14 protein-coding genes are annotated in these 17857 nt (G+C 44.4%); 2 read left to right on the forward strand and 12 right to left on the reverse strand.

Annotated features, from left to right (window positions below; translation table 11 throughout):
- Positions 1-3: 3 nt before the first annotated feature.
- The 11 genes from H8K33_RS03380 to H8K33_RS03430 form a co-directional block, all read right to left on the reverse strand.
- Positions 4-2253 carry a bifunctional diguanylate cyclase/phosphodiesterase gene (locus H8K33_RS03380; RefSeq protein WP_246443247.1) on the reverse strand — a complete coding sequence of 750 codons (2250 nt, stop codon included), beginning with the start codon at positions 2251-2253 and terminating at the stop codon, positions 4-6.
- A gap of 228 nt (positions 2254-2481) precedes the next feature.
- Positions 2482-4170: a PhoH family protein gene (locus H8K33_RS03385; RefSeq protein WP_186889546.1), complete on the reverse strand. Its 1689-nt coding sequence runs from the start codon at positions 4168-4170 to the stop codon at positions 2482-2484.
- Positions 4171-4322: 152 nt separating this feature from the next.
- Positions 4323-4808 (reverse strand): peroxiredoxin, encoded by a 486-nt coding sequence (locus H8K33_RS03390; RefSeq protein WP_315481083.1) that lies wholly within the window; start codon positions 4806-4808, stop codon positions 4323-4325.
- A gap of 42 nt (positions 4809-4850) precedes the next feature.
- Positions 4851-5795 (reverse strand): polysaccharide deacetylase family protein, encoded by a 945-nt coding sequence (locus H8K33_RS03395; RefSeq protein ID WP_186889547.1) that lies wholly within the window; start codon positions 5793-5795, stop codon positions 4851-4853.
- 172 nt (positions 5796-5967) lie between these two features.
- The gene (locus tag H8K33_RS03400; RefSeq protein WP_186889548.1) at positions 5968-7008 is read right to left on the reverse strand and encodes a bifunctional UDP-4-keto-pentose/UDP-xylose synthase; all 1041 of its coding nucleotides are present in this window, start codon (positions 7006-7008) and stop codon (positions 5968-5970) included.
- 91 nt (positions 7009-7099) lie between these two features.
- Positions 7100-8041, reverse strand: a complete 942-nt coding sequence (locus H8K33_RS03405; RefSeq protein ID WP_246443249.1) for a formyltransferase — start codon at positions 8039-8041, stop codon at positions 7100-7102.
- Complete coding sequence (locus tag H8K33_RS03410) at positions 8025-8984, reverse strand: glycosyltransferase (protein WP_186889549.1); 960 nt, start codon at positions 8982-8984, stop codon at positions 8025-8027. Before H8K33_RS03410 ends, H8K33_RS03405 begins: the two co-directional genes overlap by 17 nt.
- 23 nt (positions 8985-9007) lie before the next feature.
- Positions 9008-10144: a DegT/DnrJ/EryC1/StrS family aminotransferase gene (locus H8K33_RS03415; protein WP_186889550.1), complete on the reverse strand. Its 1137-nt coding sequence runs from the start codon at positions 10142-10144 to the stop codon at positions 9008-9010.
- Positions 10145-10200: 56 nt separating this feature from the next.
- On the reverse strand, positions 10201-11871 hold the full coding sequence (locus tag H8K33_RS03420) for a glycosyltransferase family 39 protein (protein WP_246443251.1): 1671 nt from the start codon (positions 11869-11871) through the stop codon (positions 10201-10203).
- On the reverse strand, positions 11868-12245 hold the full coding sequence (locus tag H8K33_RS03425; protein WP_186889551.1) for an Mth938-like domain-containing protein: 378 nt from the start codon (positions 12243-12245) through the stop codon (positions 11868-11870). The genes H8K33_RS03420 and H8K33_RS03425 overlap by 4 nt, the downstream gene beginning before the upstream one ends.
- 193 nt (positions 12246-12438) lie before the next feature.
- On the reverse strand, positions 12439-14472 hold the full coding sequence (locus H8K33_RS03430) for a preprotein translocase subunit TatB (RefSeq protein ID WP_186889552.1): 2034 nt from the start codon (positions 14470-14472) through the stop codon (positions 12439-12441).
- 315 nt (positions 14473-14787) lie between these two features.
- Here H8K33_RS03430 and H8K33_RS03435 point away from each other — a divergent pair, with 315 nt between their 5' ends.
- Both H8K33_RS03435 and H8K33_RS03440 read left to right on the forward strand, forming a co-directional pair.
- A complete protein-coding gene (locus tag H8K33_RS03435) occupies positions 14788-16044 on the forward strand; it encodes an aminotransferase class I/II-fold pyridoxal phosphate-dependent enzyme (protein ID WP_186889553.1) in 1257 nt (418 codons plus the stop codon).
- 37 nt (positions 16045-16081) lie between these two features.
- Positions 16082-17392: a homoserine dehydrogenase gene (locus tag H8K33_RS03440; protein ID WP_186889554.1), complete on the forward strand. Its 1311-nt coding sequence runs from the start codon at positions 16082-16084 to the stop codon at positions 17390-17392.
- 155 nt (positions 17393-17547) lie between these two features.
- Here the strand turns inward: H8K33_RS03440 and H8K33_RS03445 are convergent, their stop codons facing one another.
- Positions 17548-17850 carry a DUF4936 family protein gene (locus tag H8K33_RS03445; protein WP_186889555.1) on the reverse strand — a complete coding sequence of 101 codons (303 nt, stop codon included), beginning with the start codon at positions 17848-17850 and terminating at the stop codon, positions 17548-17550.
- Positions 17851-17857: the final 7 nt, after the last annotated feature.

The following is a 17857-nucleotide window of genomic DNA, read 5'->3' on the forward strand; positions in this document are numbered from 1 at the left end:
CCTCTAGAGATAAGCTTGTAACCAAGTATGAAGTTCCACTTTGTTTTTAGGTTTCGCGAAGTAAAAGCCTTGTGCATGGTCGCAGCCAAAAGACATCAGCTTTTCTGCCTGCAATTGATTCTCGACGCCTTCTGCGATCACTTCCAATTGCAGACTTTGACTTAGTTGAACGATCATTTTTGCAATGCTGCCATCGTTTGTGCCATCTGAAATTTCATTGATAAAAGCACGATCAATTTTTAATTTATCGACTTTTAATTTTTGTAGTTGGCTCAGCGATGAAAAGCCTGTGCCAAAATCATCAATCGAAATTCTGACACCCATTGCTTTAATTTTTTCTAAGGTCATGATGAGTAAATCTGGATCGGTCATGGCCATCGATTCGGTAATCTCCAATTCCAAATTCTCAGGTGGGACACCCGCGTCGTGTAATGCGCTTGTGATCAATTGTAAAAATAATGGATGGCTAAACTGTGTTTGTGAAACATTGACCGCCATGCGAAAATCTTGCAAACCTGATTGATGAATTCTCGATAATTCTAGGCAGGCAGTGCGTAATACCCATTCGCCAATGTTCACTATGAGTCCTGAATATTCAGCGATAGGAATGAATTGATCTGGCGGAATTAATGTGCCGTCCTCTGTTTTCCAACGCAGCAAAGCTTCTGCCCCAATTGGTTTGCCTGAGCCAATATGCACCTGTGGTTGAAACACGATAAATAAACGTTCATCTTCAAATGCTGTGCGTAAAGCATGCATCATGCGAACTCGTTCTCGGATTTCCACCCCCATTTCACGGGTGAAATAGCTGTAATCGGCCCGATGATAAATCTTGGCGCGCTTTAAAGCGATATTCGCGTCTTTTAAAGCGTCTGGTGCCGTTAGTTCATAATCAGATAGCTTGAGCAACCCCAAAGTTGCAGACAGCTGCACGGTTTGCTGTTCGACTAAAAAAGGTCGAGAAAATAAACTCAAAATGAGCTTGGGTGAGACCACAACTTCATGTCCCAGTAATGCGAAAATGTCGTTACCGATGCGCGCAATTTTACAATGATCGCTAAAATGATCGCTCAATCGTTTGCCAACACTATGTAATAGAAAATCACCAAATTGATGACCTAATGCATCATTGGTTTCGGCAAAATGATCGATGTCGATCAAAGCAAGAATACTGTCCGAACGTTGAGATGACTGTAAAGTTTGCTGTAGATTTTGTAGTATTTGAAGTCGATTTGCGAGGCCAGTCAATGGATCATAAAAAGCCAGATTATGCATTCTTGAATTGAGCATAACATTATCCAAGCAGACCGAGGCATTGCTGCAAAATAGTTCCAATATGCGCGCGTCATTCGAATCTGGTGATATTCGCTGATTCAAGAAAATGATTAGCGTGACTCCCGCCAAATTACTTAAATATAAAACAGTATGTTGATCGTGATAAGCATGTCGCTGTTCAAACCGTGCTTTTTGTACGATTTGCATTTCTGTCTGATTCGCGACTTGTGCAAACGGCTTTTCTAACCAGCTTTCATATTCTTCTGTGCCGGCGATGACCTGCAATCTGCTTGAAAAATCATGCTCGTTTGCCGCCACATCATCGGCAAAACTAGAGCTGCAAATAAAGGCTTGTACTTCTAAGTTAAGTAGTTCAAACACATAATCAAGCAATAACTTTGAAAAAGCAGGAAGGGTATTTGCCGACATCAAATTACTACTTGCATCAATAATCAATGCCAAACTGTCGTTACTAGAAGAAATTAATTTTATCTGCTGATACGAACGCACGGCGGAAGTGACTGCCGTAAAAAGTTTCGCTTGTGTCAGTTCAGTTTTGCTTTTGTAATCATTGATATCAAAATCACGAATGGCATCGATTTCTGGAGCATATCCTGCCTGACCCGTCCGCAAGATGATACGAACATCCCGACGACTCAAAGCGTCACGAATGAATGTGACCAACTGCAAACCGGTGTTATCTTTTTCCATCACGACATCTAACAAAATGACCGCGATGTCTTCCTGATGAATGAGAATTTGCCGTGCTTCTGCTGTGGTATATGCGTGCAAAAAGTGCAGGCTACGTGCTTGAATTTTCAAACCATGTAAGGCAAACATGGTTGCGGAATGGACGTCTGGATCGTCATCAATAATCAGGATATTCCAGACATGGTGATCTGCGACTTTGTCTATTTCTACTAACGCACTATCGTCTTCAATGAAGAGCAGGGCGTCATCCGAATTCGTGTTGTTCATGTTAGCTTTAGCTTAATTGGCTCACATCCAGTGTACGTACCGTGTTTTTGCTTGAGGATCTGAGCTGTATGTCCAGCGTTCTAAAAACTAATTTGAGTTTCAATTAATTTCGCCAAAGCATCAAATCCTATATTTCGATTGTAAAGTCTATTTCCTCAAACAAACTCATTAGTGAAAAAAAAAGCGCGAATCAGTTCTGATTCGCGCTTTTATGTTGTTTAAACTCAATTACAGGATTTCACTGGCATGATCAGCAAGGCGAGAACGCTCACCTCTTGCTAAAGTCACATGACCACTATGTGCCCAACCTTTAAAACGATCAACCACATAAGTTAAGCCACTAGATCCTTCTGTCAGGTAAGGCGTATCAATTTGCGCAATATTTCCTAAACAAATAATCTTGGTACCAGGGCCTGCGCGCGTCACCAAAGTTTTTACCTGTTTCGGCGTTAAGTTTTGTGCTTCGTCAATAATCAAAAACTTATTCACAAAGGTACGGCCACGCATAAAATTAAGTGACTTAATCTTGATTTTCGAACGGATTAAGTCTTGTGTCGCTGCACGTCCCCAATCGCCTGCATCGCTATCAGATTTGTTTAAAACTTCTAAATTGTCATCAAAAGCGCCCATCCATGGCGACATTTTTTCTTCTTCTGTACCTGGTAAGAATCCAATATCTTCACCAACTGGTACCGTGACGCGCGTAACGATAATTTCATTGTAAGTTTTGGTTTCGAGCACTTGCGCCAAGCCAGCCGCCAGCGCCAACAGAGTTTTTCCGGTACCCGCTTGACCAAGCAAAGTCACGAAATCACACTCTGGATCCATCAATAAGTTCAAGGCAAAATTTTGCTCGCGATTGCGTGATGTGACACCCCAAACACTGTGTTTGGAATGACCATAGTCACGCAAAGTTTGCAGCACTGCCGTTTTGCCATTGATTTGTCGTACTTGGCCGTAGAAAGAAGCTTCCCCATTATTCGGCTCCAAATAAACGAACTGATTCACCAATAAGGATGGAATGAGCGGTCCAGTAATACGATAAAAAGTGGTGCTCAGACCATTTTTATTTTCCTGCCAAGTTTCGATCCCCTTACCATGTTTAGTCCAGAAATCATTCGGCAATTGCACAATGCCGGTGTACAAAAGATCAGAATCTTCCAGTACATGGTCGTTGAAATAATCTTCAGCAGGCAAGCCCATGGCGCGTGCTTTGATGCGCATATTGATGTCCTTCGACACCAGCACAATAGGGCGGGCAGGGAACTCAGCTTCTAATGCACGCACCACGCCGAGAATTTGGTTATCCGCTTTTCCTTGCGGCAAACCTTGCGGTAAGGTTCCACCTTGTAATTTAGTTTGGAAAAATAACCGACCTTTCGCGTCCTTATTCCCAAGCTTGGATAGCGAAATACCTTTTTCTATATCTTCATTTTCTATTTCACCGACCAAGGCATCGAGTGAGCGAGAGATCTGGCGTGCATTGCGAGCCACTTCCGACATACCTTTTTTATGATCATCTAGTTCTTCCAATGTGATCATCGGTAAATAGACATCATGTTCCTCAAAACGGAACAGCGATGTTGGGTCGTGCATGAGCACATTCGTATCTAAAACGAATAGTTTGGTAATTCCTTTTTTATCCGCGGCCTTGCTCACTGGTGATTTGGCGGGATTTTCTTTCGTTTGATGTGTTGCGATCGTCTCCTTTGCTTTTGCTTTGATCATCGGTGCAATAGATTTGGCTTTGACAGGGACAGATTTAGCAGGTGTTTTTGCCATTGATGGTGTTTTTGCCACAGGAGCCGATTTCACTTCGGCAATCGCAGCTTGAGTAAATTTTCCTTTATCTGCTTTAGGATAATCTTTGGGAGAAAGCAGGGCCGCTGGTTTAGTCGGCATTTTTGGCAGGGGCATTAGAACCTCTTAGAAAAAATTGGTGAAGTGAAAGGAAAATTAAATGAAAAATGATAAGAAGAAGTGCTAGGGAAAACGGAAAAATAAAAGCCGCTTGGGAAGACGCTTTTGTCTTCCGAAACGGCTTTAGTTTGATGAAGGTTTGGTTTCAATTAAGTTTGGCTACTCACAAAATCCAACACAGCTTGAGCATGGTCTGCGACCTTGACTCCACGCCATTCTTTCACCAATTTGCCAGACTCGTCAATCACAAATGTGCTGCGTTCGATGCCACGTACCTGTTTTCCGTACATGTTTTTCATTTTCATCACATTAAACATCAAGCAAAGTGTTTCATCTGGGTCGGAAATCAATTCAAATGGTAATTCAAGCTTACTCTTGAATCCCTCATGCGAACGTAAACTATCTCGACTAATGCCAAAAATGACGGCATTCTGCGCTAGAAGCTGAGTATGGATATCACGAAATGCAATACTTTCTGTGGTGCAGCCAGGCGTGTTATCTTTAGGATAGAAATAAAGTATGACTTTCTTGCCTGAATAAGCGCTCAATTGGAATGCTGAAGCACCTGTCATTGTTGCCGAAAATGGCGGAACCAGACAACCAATCGCACTGTCTGTGCTGAGATTTTCTGACACAAATATCTCCTAAAAAATGCGTTTATTGGAGAGTCAACGATACTACTTCGCATCCAGTGCGAGTAACTCTCCAGAGCGTCCAGGGAGCTCAGCCCATGTTATCGGATATGTCGGCAATTTTTGGTCTCGAATATTCGCAAAATATTGCCCCATCGAAATGCATTGATAACCTTGTTCACTCCATCCATGGAGCAATTCAACTAATATGGGGGCGAGCTTTTGGCCTTCAAGCTCTGCATGCATAGTAAATACATGATTCCTCGGTTCAGCCGTCAATGTCAAAATTGTTGCAGCAATATTTGACTCGGTAATGAGGGTATCGTTAATCTCGACGCCAAGCAACTCATCTAATGTGGGTAAGGTAGTCGGTAATTGTACGCAGTCGTAAATATGTTCACCGTCACTTAAGCGATAAGGACCTGCAGCAGGATTTGCCAGCGATCCGTCAGCCTTTAACATTGCACGCGAATCGGACGAATATTGAATCCCAAACTGATCAAGTTGCGCAAAAGCATAGGGGTTCATTTGCCAACCAGCCGCACCGTAGGTTTTTGGTGGCGCACCAAAAATATCATTGAAGCGCTCATATGCTGCCTGCATTTGTTTTTGTGTCCAACTTTCGCCGCGTCGACGGACATTATCCTGCCACACGACATGATCCCAACAATGAATGCCGCACTCAAAACCAGCGCGTTTCGTTGCGCGCATTTCTTCGACACACTCCTTACCAATATCTGGTGCGGGCAAAAAAACGCCATACATCAAAGTTTTGGGGCCATAGTGTTCTAGCACGGATGTGCGAGATACTTTCTTGAAGAAACCTGGTCGGAATGCACGTCGCAATGCCCATCCAGTGTGATCCTTACCTAAGGAAAACAAGAATGTCGCATTGGCTTGATGTTGTTTAAGAATGCGGACCAAGTTCGGAACGCCTTCAAGGGTTCCGCGATAGGTGTCCACATCAATCTTTAATACGATAGTGGGCATCAATAATTTTTATTAGTGAGGATCTCGATAAAAAACAAAGGGCTAACTGCGATCAGATGAGGCGGAAAACTGCTGGGAATCAATAAATCACCATTGATCACCGCTTATCATTGTTTATTGCTTCGTCTGATCGTTGTCTGAACACGTCAAATACGCTTTAATCTTCTATCCATTAATCCATTAATGCGCGTGCTTGTGCCACCTGACTACGATAGGCATCAAAAATATGACGCATAGAATCTGCCATCGTCGTGGTTGGTGCCCAGCCCAATTCTTCACATGTGTTGGTGATTTTTGGTACGCGGTTTTGTACGTCTTGATAACCACCACCGTAGTAAGCTGCTGATGTTGTTTCAGTCAACTGCACTTTTTTCGCAGATTCTGCATACTCAGGATATTCAGCCGCCAGATCCAACATCATGTGTGCTAGTTCACGGATAGAGTGATTATTGGTCGGATTACCGATATTGTAGATTTTGCCCGAAGCGACGCCATCTTTATTGGCGATGATACGGACCAAGGCATCGATGCCGTCGTCAATATAGGTAAATGCACGTTTTTGCGCGCCACCATCAACCAGCGAGATATTTTCTCCACGAACAATGTGACCGAAGAATTGCGTTACTACGCGTGATGAACCTTCTTTCGGTGTGTGGATAGAATCCAAGCCCGCACCGATCCAGTTAAATGGACGGAACAGTGTGAAATTCAAACCTTCCATGCCATAACCCCAGATCACACGATCCATCAGTTGTTTAGCACAAGAATAAATCCAACGTGGCTTATTGATAGGGCCGCAAATCAATTCAGAGTTTTCTGGATCGAATTCCTCATCATGGCACATGCCATACACTTCGGATGTGGAAGGGAATACCAAATGCTTGCCGTACTTCGCTGCAGAACGCACGATAGGTAAATTCGCTTCAAAATCCAATTCAAATACACGCAATGGCTGCTTAACATAAGTCGATGGCGTTGCGATCGCGACTAAAGGCAAGATGACATCACATTTCTTGACATGATATTCAACCCACTCTTTATTGATGGTGATGTCGCCTTCAAAGAAATGCATGCGCGGATGATCGAGTAAATCACCAAGACGCTCAGTTTGCATGTCCATGCCATACACTTCCCAATCCGTGGTTTCTAAAATGCGTTTGGAAAGGTGATGGCCGATAAAACCATTCACGCCTAGGATGAGGACTTTTTTCATGGTAGCTTCTCTGAGAAATTAAATAGTAGGAATTGGAATTATGGAATCAGCTGGCGTTCATGCTGACGAAGTTATCTCGACCAGGTGAGACTTAACATCGGCTGAAAAATTTTGCCAGCGCATGTTGATCTAAAGTGTGGCCTTGATGTTGTAAAGCCAGAATCCTGATTGCCTTACCGTCACCACATACGCCAAAAGTGACATTATCCACTACAGATATGCCTAGCGGCAAATTTGCGGGGAGTTTTGTGGTGGAATAATTCATCAGACGTGCCTTTTCTATAATGAATCGTTCGCCATTCACGTCCGTAAAAGCACCGGGGTAGGGCGGCGCAACCGCTCTGTGTAAGTTATAGACCTGCTGTGCTGTTTGATTCCAGTCAATACGGCCATCTTCTGGTTTGCGCCCACCAAAATAACTTCCTTGGCTTACATCATTAACAATCTTAGCTGCATTACCCGCAATGATTGCCGGTAATGCCTTCCACAAAGTTTGTTCAGCCGCGACAGTTAACTTCCCAAAGACCTCGAATGCGGTATCGTCAGGCAAAATCGGCACCGAAGTTTGTGCAAGGATGGCACCAGCATCGGGCTTTATCGTCATTTCATGCAGCGTTGCGCCAGTTTCAGTTTCTCCATGCAAAACCGCCCAATTGACAGGGACTCTGCCACGATATTTAGGTAGCAAAGAGCCGTGCAAATTATAAGCACCACGTTTTGCGATACTGAGTATTTCGCTCGACAGCATGTGTCGATAATAAAAACTGAAGAGGAAGTCGGGCTTTAATGCCGCAATTTGTGCAATGATTTCCGTCGTGTTTGGATCATTCGGCGTAATGCGTGGGATATTGTATTCTGCACAAACTGCTGCGACTGATTCAAACCAGATGGTTTCATTGGCACTATCTTCATGGCTGACGACAAGTTTGACCTCAACGCCTCGCGCCAGTAAAGTTTTGATACTGCGCACACCGACACTATGGTAGGCAAACACAACTGCCGTCGGCATACTGGTATTACTTGATTGCTTCATCGTGCTGTTCTTCTAAAATAGTTTGCACCACAAAGCGTGGACGACCTTGAACTTGCTGATAAATGCGCCCAACATATTCCCCGAGCAAGCCAATACCAAACAGAATCACACCCATCATAAAAAAGGCGATGGCGAACAAGGTAAACAAACCTTCTGCTTCTGCACCAAGCAAGAAACGGCGTATCAATAACAGCACGACTAGGCCGCCAGATAAACCGGAAAGTATCATTCCCATCATTGAGAATAATTGCAGGGGCATGATGGAAAAGCCAGTCATTAAATCGAAATTAAGTCGAATCAGGCTATAGAAAGAATATTTTGATTCTCCCGCTGTACGTTCCTCGTGTTCTACAACGATCTCTGTTGGCTTGCGCGCAAAGGTGTAGGCTAAAGCTGGCACGAAGGTATTCACCTCGGTGCATTGATTAATCAGATTAATCACATTGCGCCCATAAGCGCGCAACATATTGCCTTGATCAGTGATTTTGATGCGGGTAATTTTTTCACGTAGACGATTCATCGCCTTCGATAAATAAGTACGCCACGCGGCATCTTGGCGCTTGCGCCGAATCGATCCCACATAATCGTAACCTTCGCGCATCTTATCGACTAATGCACCGATTTCTTCTGGCGGATTTTGCAAATCGGCATCTAAGGTCACAACGATGTCACCTCGCGTTGCTTGAAAACCAGCCAAAATCGCCATGTGCTGACCGTAATTGCCATTAAATAAAACGACCCGTGTCACATCTGGGCGCAGGCGATATTGGTCAGACAAAATTTCAGCAGAGCGATCTCTGCTGCCGTCATTAACAAAAACAATTTCGTAAGTAACACCGCGTGCTGCGAGGTCATCCAGTGCTGGATACAGACGCGCATAGAGTTTAGCGAGCCCGGCTTCTTCGTTGTAAACAGGAATGACGACAGAGAGTTCTGGATGCATTGTGATTTTCTGTGCTGGGAATATCAAAGGCAGGATTTTACCGCAGACACCACCCGTTCGACATCACTTTCGCTCATCGCTGGAAACAGTGGCAAGGTAACGATTTGCTTGCCGATGCGTTCGGCGATTGGAAACATGCCATCGGTAAAACCGCGTTCACGGTATAGCGTAAATAAGTGAATGGCGCGATAGTGGTACCCAAGCCCAATGCCTAGATCCAACATCTTTTGCATAAACTCGGCGCGATTAATACGTTCCGGCAAAACGATATGAAACATATGCCAATTTGAATTGGTAAAATCAGCGACTGGCAATTCAGCCCCGGTTTGTAATTCAAATTGCTCACCAAAACTGTTGAAATAATGCGTTGCTAAAGCTTTGCGCTTCGCATTGAATTCATTTAGTCGTTTGATCTGACCCAGGCCGATTGCCGCGGACATGTCAGTCATATTGTATTTGCCGCCCAAGACATCAACATCAATACCATCTAAGCCTGAGCGCGAGACTCCTTGCAAGCGATATTTTTCGGCAAGTTTTGCTTCGGCCTCATTATTCAATACCAAACAACCACCTTCGGCTGTCATGATGTTTTTATTCACTTGAAAACTAAACGACACGAAGTCACCAAATGAGCCTATGCGCTGACCGTGCCACAGAGAGCCAATCGCTTGTGCCGCATCTTCTACCACGCGCAAATTGTATTGTTTTGCGATTGCGTAGAGCTGATCCATATCGCAAGGCAAGCCACACATATGAACAGGAATAATGGCCTTAGTCTTAGAAGTGATTGCGGCTTCTACTTTGTTCAGATCAATGTTGTGAGTTTTAGGATCAATATCCACAAACACGGGTGTCGCACCAACTTCAATAATCACATTCGCCGTTGCTACCCAAGAATTTGGCGTCGTAATCACTTCGTCGCCAGCACCAATTCCGGCGATACGCAAAGCGATTTCCATGGTGCACGTACCGGAGTTAAAGGTTCGTACTGGTCGACCACCAAAATAAGCAGACAACTGAGCTTCCAACTCTTTTACTTTTGGCCCGCTAGTGAGCCAACCAGATCGAAGCACCTCTGTCACGGCATTGATGGTGTCTTCATCAATAGTTGGCTTGGTAAATGGAAGAAACTCAAGCTTAGATTGTGGGGTTACGCTCATAAAAACTTTCTGATAAAAACCAAAACTGGCGTGATATTCAAAAGTAGCAAATTGAATTATCGGGGCATCGCAATAATGACGCGTTTAGGATCATGTCCAATCACTCGCATTGGCATTGCTTGTTTTTGTAAATCGTCATAAATCTCTTGGCGTACAAACGCCACCGCATTTTGTCCTTTTGCATGCATGTCTCGCCATTTCAACACAAAATCTGTTTGCTTTGGAATCCATAATGCTGGCTCAATACCAACACCAAATTGCATCTCATCAGGATGCTCGACCAAGATGGTGGTACGTTGCAAATAGAATGGTAAAGCTTGCTCGTAGCGACCCACAGAAAAAATCGGAGTCTCTGACTTTAGCTCAGCTTTAATCGCATCAAGATGATAGACGCCTGCATTGTATTTACCCCAAGTATCATGTCCTAAGAACAGCGCTTGTCCAGCGAGAAATGTGCAGCAAGCCAAGGCGATGACGGACAAATCTTTGTTACGTTTGGCAAACGCCAAAGCGCTTAAGCCTCCAATAAACGCCAGTCCCGCAGCGACATAAGCCCATGGCACCATGGCTGCATAGAAGGGAATTTCATAAGCATGTTTTGCCATGCCAGCAATTTTTGGTGTAAGCGCTAACGATACCGCGCCTATTGTCAACATCAGTGCTGCATTTAAGCGCAAGCTGAATGTCGAAATTTGTTCTAGTTGGCAGGCGATTAAAATCGCTAACGCGGGGAAAATCGGCAAAATATAGGACGGTAATTTAGAGCCAGAAATGCTAAAGAAAAAGAAAATAAATGTGACCCAGATGAAGAGCATTTTTTTCACTTGAAATCGCGTATTTTCTTTACGTAAACTGGTGATTAAGCTTTGTATTAACAAGCCAAGCCAAGGCAAGATACCGATCAACAATAATGGGACGAAGTAGTACCAAGCGCCATCTCGTTTATGAACGGTGCTAGTAAAACGTTGAAAATGTTCGTGAATAAAGAAAAAGTGTGGATGTTCAGGATTGGCCTGCCACACCAAAATAAACCATGGCGCGGTGATGGCAAAAAACAGCAGCAAACCTTTGCCCATGTGTAAGCGCAACCACAAGCCTAGATCACGAGACCAGATGGTGTACAAAACCAATACGGCGCCAGGTAAAACAAAGCCAATTAAACCTTTGGACATGGTCGCTAATGCCATGCCTGCCCAGCATAACAGCATACCGTTACGCTGTTCGTTTGCGCTGGCACCATCTCGTTGCGCCAACAACAAACCACACAGAGCCAGGGTCATCATGCTCGATAAGCCCATATCTAAAGAATTGATATGTCCCATCGCTGCCCAATAAAAACTCGCACCTAAAACACAAGCTGTATTAATCGCGACACGACGACCATACAATTTTAGTGCGGTATAACTAGCTGCTGCGATGCCGATTAAACCGCACAGGCCGGTCCATAATCTTGCCTGCCAGTCACCCAAACCAAACAGGCTGAAGGTGAGTGCGTTCATCCAATTTTGTAAGGGCGGCTTTTCAAAATATTTAATGCCGTTTAAGCGTAGCGTAATCCAATCACCTGTCGCCGCCATTTCACGTGCCATTTCAGCGTAACGGCCTTCGTCGGTTGGCACTAGAGTACGTGCACCTAGCATATAGAACCACACGACTAAAAAGCCAAATAAAATCGCCCACAGAGTGCGTGGTGAATCATACGGTGATTTCATCAGTGGCTGATTCATGCTGGTTCCAAAATCAACGCTAATGCGACCTTGCGACCTTCGGTCATCAGGATGTTATAGGTGCGGCAAGCAGCCTGATTGTCCATGCATTCAACGCCTTTGTGCTGTGCGCTTAGTGCGGCAATCAATTTTGGATGAATAAATTTTTGTTTCTTGCCCGTACCCAGAATCACAACATCTGGCGCCATCGAAGCAATTTGTTCAAAGTGTGCTGGCGCTAAAGCATCGAAACTCGCGACATCCCAATTTACTGGCGGCATCTCAGGTAGCACAATCAAACTATGCTCAAAGCGAAGCAAATTAAACTCGACGCCTTTGTCATCGTAGGCGGTTACGGTTTGATACTGTTGGGTATTTGTGGAGTGCAGCTTCATGATTTTTTAAAATAATTGTAATTTGCGCTCTGAAGAGGCGCTGACCGAAAAAAACTGGCGCATTGTAGCGTTTTATCGCTACGCATCAAAGGGGTGCGATGATTTATCGCTAAATAACTAAAGACGCAAATAATTGTCCATCTTTTGAGCGTCTTTTGAGTTGTTTTATTAATATGATTATTGTGATTTAACCTTAATTTACATTTCTTGGGGGAAGTAAAAATTCGCGAGGATTCGATTTAAACCTACGACCTATCGCTCTGAGCAATGCTAATCGCTGGGTAAAATCAACACCTCGGGCACGTAAAGCAACGGACAATGCCAGATAAAAACTGACACCCAGATTCACGATGCCTATGCCTAAAAAGCCTATCGCCGTCGTTAAAATCAATTGCCACGGCAACTTAAAGTCCAAGGCAAACAAAGAGTAACCCCACATTGCAGAAGACAAAGTCGTGTGTCGCACATCAAGCGGCAAACCAAGCAGCGCACCAAGACCGGCGGCACCACCTAATAAGAAGCCTAAGAAGAAATTACCTGCCAGTACACCGAGATTATCGCGAATATATTCACTGACGCGTTGCCAGCGGGCCGCGCCGAATAATTTCTGTGCCCATTTCAATTGGTTTAGTCGTTCGGGAATCCGGCTGTAGCTACAAAGATTATCGTAGTAACCAGCGATCAACCCGGCTAAAAATAAACAGACACCGGCAACGCCAGCAAAAATTAGGGTACCTGCGCTCAAAATATCAATATCGTGCAGCAGATGTTTGGCTTTTTCTGGTGTTAAAAAATGTGCACCACTCAGATAGTGCACCAGATATGCAATCAATAAAGCGACTGGAATTGCTAGTCCAATATTGCCAATGATCGCCGCTAGCTGCGTTCGCATGGTGCGAGCAACCAAACTGACTAAAGGCTCAAGATCGCGCTGGCGTTCACGTGGATTACCCTGGATCTCGCCGATTGCAGCGGCGATTGCATTGGCGGTCATTGCAGGCTGTTTGGTGGCAACTGAAAAATGCAATAAATGAATCAGCACAAAACCTAAACCATAGTTAATACAATTCGCTAGCACTTCCGCCAATGGCGCTAAACCACGCATACCAATATTAATTTTTATCGCTGCAACCAATGCAACAGCACAACCACCTCCAGCCGCAGCTCTCAGCATCGTAAAATAATCGCTGCGAGTCTCGGTAATGTAATGCTCGCCGCTACGTCCAGCATTTTCTGTCACCCGCAAGGCGACAAGTTCTGCATTTTGTCGCCAAAACTGGCGCACATTATTTTGACAACATTCGGCAATTGCCAGCTCTTGCCATAAACCGGCAATATGAATCACACAATTTTTTTGATCATTCTGTGCATAACTAGAAAGCAGGGCGCTTAAGCTAACGAGTCTATCTAAGTGCTGTTGCAGTCGTCTTAAATGAAAGGTCAAATAAAAACTCGCTCCCTGCTGCTGAGCACGTTTGCGAATCCGGTCTATTGTGCTGCGAGCTTGTGCGACCAATACATCGAGGTGAGAAGTGTCAGTGTCGATCACCTGATGATCATTCCCTGAATAATCGACCGATCTAACCGTGTTTAGCCTCAGCAAACTAGCTTCTATCGCTTTGGTTAAATCGAGCGCTTCTTCACACACGCCCAAAAAAGGTGAAACATGATTTTCCAGGCTGGGATCTAAACGCAGCATTTCGGATTCCAATCCGGCGGCAGCAATACGATGCGCCACCACACGCAAAGCCTCAACCACATCCGCAAGCATGGCTGTCCCACCTGAATTGGTTTGACTATTATCAAACCCAAGCAAGCGAATTAAGGATTGCCAATCTTCCGGTTTACTTGCTGCCAACCATTCTGCATCGCTAGGCTTGAGAATTTCGCGTAACGCATCTTTGAGCTGAGAAACATCATCAACTTCCGGCAATAGCTTGTGAGAAATCCGCCGCATGGTTTCAGAGAGCACACTAGTTGCCGGATAAATACCTGAAGTCGCCAACAGTAAGACGGCATGTCGATTCGAAAACAACTGCAACAAACCAACACGTAAGCCAGTTGCTAAATGCGGCTCTTCTTGGAGCAAACTTAGTAATGCAGGTAACTGTGAATCGCCACCAGTCGTATGTGGCCTCAACGCATCAAATAAATCCATCAACTGCGGCAGTGGATTAGATTCTGGATTTGTTGGATTTTGGAAAGAAAGGAGAAGGCTTTTTAGCATGGATTCTTTTCAAGAAAAGTTCAAAGTGTTTGAAAATGCATAAGCATAAGTCTAGATCATACATTACTCGCAATATCTGACTGTTTGGTACAAAACAATTACTAGGGATGCTGATAGATGCTGATTTCCTGCGGAGATTTAACACATTTAATCTATTAAATTGTGCTGAATTTAAAAAAGCCAAGAGGAAAATACAGTCTGAATACAAATACCCTTAAATAATTTGGTAAAACACATTGATAAAATCAGGCGCTTTGGGCAGAATGGTTCATTCGGCAGTGCAGCATTTTTAATTCACTTTTTGAAAGCAGTCTCGTGCGCCCCATCCAAAAATCCCAAAAACTTGCAGACGTTTGTTATGACATCCGCGGCCCCGTCATGGAAAAGGCCAAGCAGATGGAAGAAGAAGGTCAGAAAATCATCAAGTTAAATATCGGTAACTTAGCCGTGTTTAATTTTGGCCCACCGGACGAAATCGTCCAGGATATGATTTTGAACATGCAAAGTGCCGCGGGCTATACAGATTCAAAAGGGATGTTTGCCCCACGTAAATCCATTATGCACTACACCCAAGAAAAGAAAATTCGTGGCGTGACGATGGATGATATTTACATTGGCAATGGCGCTTCCGAATTGATTGTGATGGGTATGAATGCGCTATTGAATGCAGGCGATGAAGTGTTAGTGCCTGCGCCAGACTATCCTTTATGGACGGCGGCAGTCAGTCTTTCTGGCGGCAAACCCGTGCACTACATCTGTGATGAAAGTGCTGACTGGATGCCCGATATCGAAGACATCAAGCGCAAAATTACACCCAATACTAAAGCGATTGTTGTTATCAATCCCAATAATCCAACGGGTGCTTTGTACCCAGTTGAAATTCTGCAAAAAATCGTTGATGTTGCGCGTGAAAATCAGTTGATCGTATTCGCGGATGAGATTTATGACAAAACTTTGTATGACGACGTAGAACATGTGTCGATCGCATCCCTAGCAGATGACGTATTATTTTTAACGCTCAATGGGCTTTCAAAGAATTATCGGTCTTGCGGTTATCGCGCAGGATGGATGGTGATATCTGGCGAGAAACGACATGCGAAGGATTATATTGAAGGCCTGAATATGTTGGCATCGATGCGTTTGTGCTCGAATGCACCAGGACAATTTGCGATTCAGACCGCTTTAGGCGGCTATCAAAGCATTAAAGATCTAGTCGGCCCAGGTGGACGACTATTGAAACAGCGCGATCTTGCGCACAAACTATTAACTGCAATTCCCGGCGTTACATGCGTCAAGCCAAAAGCGGCGCTGTATATGTTCCCCAAACTTGATCCCACTATTTATCCAATAAAGGATGATCAGGCGTTCATTCAAGAACTCTTAGTTGAACAACGTGTTTTATTGGTGCAGGGCACTGGTTTTAACTGGATCGCACCGGATCATTTCCGCGTAGTGTTCTTGCCCAATACTGATGATTTAACAGACGCAGTTGCTCGCATAGCGAGTTTCTTGGAAGGCTATCGCCGTCGCCATGGAACTGGCGAATTTGCAGTTAAAAAGACGAGTGAATAACTTATAATCAATCTTTTTTAAATTAATTTAAGCATATATGAAACCCATCAAAGTAGGCCTATTAGGATTAGGCACAGTCGGCTCCGGCACCTTCAATGTTCTCAAGCGCAATCAAGAAGAAATTATGCGCCGTGCTGGTCGTGCGATTGAAATTACGATGGTGGCAGTCCGCAATGTTGAACGTGCACAAGAAATCGTTAAAGGTGAAGTGGAAATCGTCACCGATGGTAATCTAGTCGTGAATCATCCTGATATTGATATCGTCGTTGAGCTGATTGGTGGAAATGATATTGCGAAAGATTTGGTACTAAAGGCAATTGCGAATGGCAAACATGTCGTCACTGCAAATAAAGCCTTAATCGCTAAACATGGCAACGAAGTCTTTAAAGCCGCCCAAGATAAAGGCGTGATGGTTGCATTTGAAGCGGCTGTCGCTGGCGGCATTCCTATCATCAAAGCTTTGCGTGAAGGCTTAACTGCGAATCGCATTCAATGGATTGCCGGCATCATCAATGGAACCACGAATTTCATTTTGTCCGAAATGCGTGATAAGGGCTTGGACTTTGCTACGGTTTTGAAACAAGCACAGGCGCTCGGTTACGCCGAAGCTGATCCGACTTTTGATATCGAAGGTATCGATGCAGCACACAAACTGACCATCATGGCGTCCATTGCATTTGGTATTCCAACCCAATTCGATAAAGCCTACATCGAAGGCATCACCAAATTAGAAGCGACCGATATCGAATACGCAGAACAACTTGGTTATCGCATCAAACTCTTGGGTATCAGCAAGCGTAGCGAGGCAGGTATAGAGCTGCGTGTACATCCAACCCTGATTCCAGAAAAACGCCTGATCGCCAATGTGGAAGGTGCAATGAATGCAGTCTTGGTGCAAGGCGATGCAGTTGGCGCGACTTTGTATTACGGTAAAGGCGCAGGTTCAGAGCCAACGGCGTCTTCAGTGATTGCGGATGTCGTCGATATCACGCGTTTGGCAACTGCAGATCCTGAACATCGCGTTCCTTATCTGGCATTCCAGCCTAATGCGTTAAGCGATTTGAAAGTCCTGCCAATTTCTGAGGTATTTACCAGCTATTACTTGCGTATGCGTGTGGAAGACAAGCCGGGCGTATTGGCTGACGTCACAAAGATATTGGCTGAGTTTTCAATTTCTATCGATGCCATGCTGCAAAAAGAGCCAGCAGAAGGTGAGTCACGTACTGACATCATTATGCTGACACATCAAACGCAAGAGAAAAATGTCGACGCTGCGATTGCAAGAATCGAGGCTTTGGCTTCTGTGACGGGTAAGGTAACTAAGCTGCGTTTGGAAGAGCTGAGTTAATTTAAATTAAATTAGCTTAGCCTATGGCGAGCGTGAAGTCGGCGAAGCGTAGGCTAGGCTAAGTTAACAAACAAAAAAGAGATTGTCGTTTATGCGGCATTCTCTTTTTGTTTGTTGATGCTGAAATATGACTGAATTGAATACGTCAAATTCAATCACGCTTCAGCATCAATAAAATATTCTAATCTTCGTTCACCAATGACAAGTTCAAGAATGCCAGAAGCAATCGCCGCATCTCTGACTATCTGCTCGAATTGTGCGGGCACATTTTTATAGACTTCCATCCAAGTGTAAACGCCATCTAATGCTTCCGGACGGCGCTGCAATTGAGGCGCTATCATTGCAAAATCACTGCTCGCCCACAGATTTTCAACCACATAGTGTTGCAATCGATTGGCGCAGACTTGTATTTGTCTGGCATTTTCCACTTTCGCTTTGTAGTAAATATAGCAGTCCATTTTTCCA

It is taken from the genome of Affinundibacterium amnicola, from assembly GCF_014284275.1.
GTDB classification, from domain to species: domain Bacteria; phylum Pseudomonadota; class Gammaproteobacteria; order Burkholderiales; family Burkholderiaceae_D; genus Undibacterium; species Undibacterium amnicola.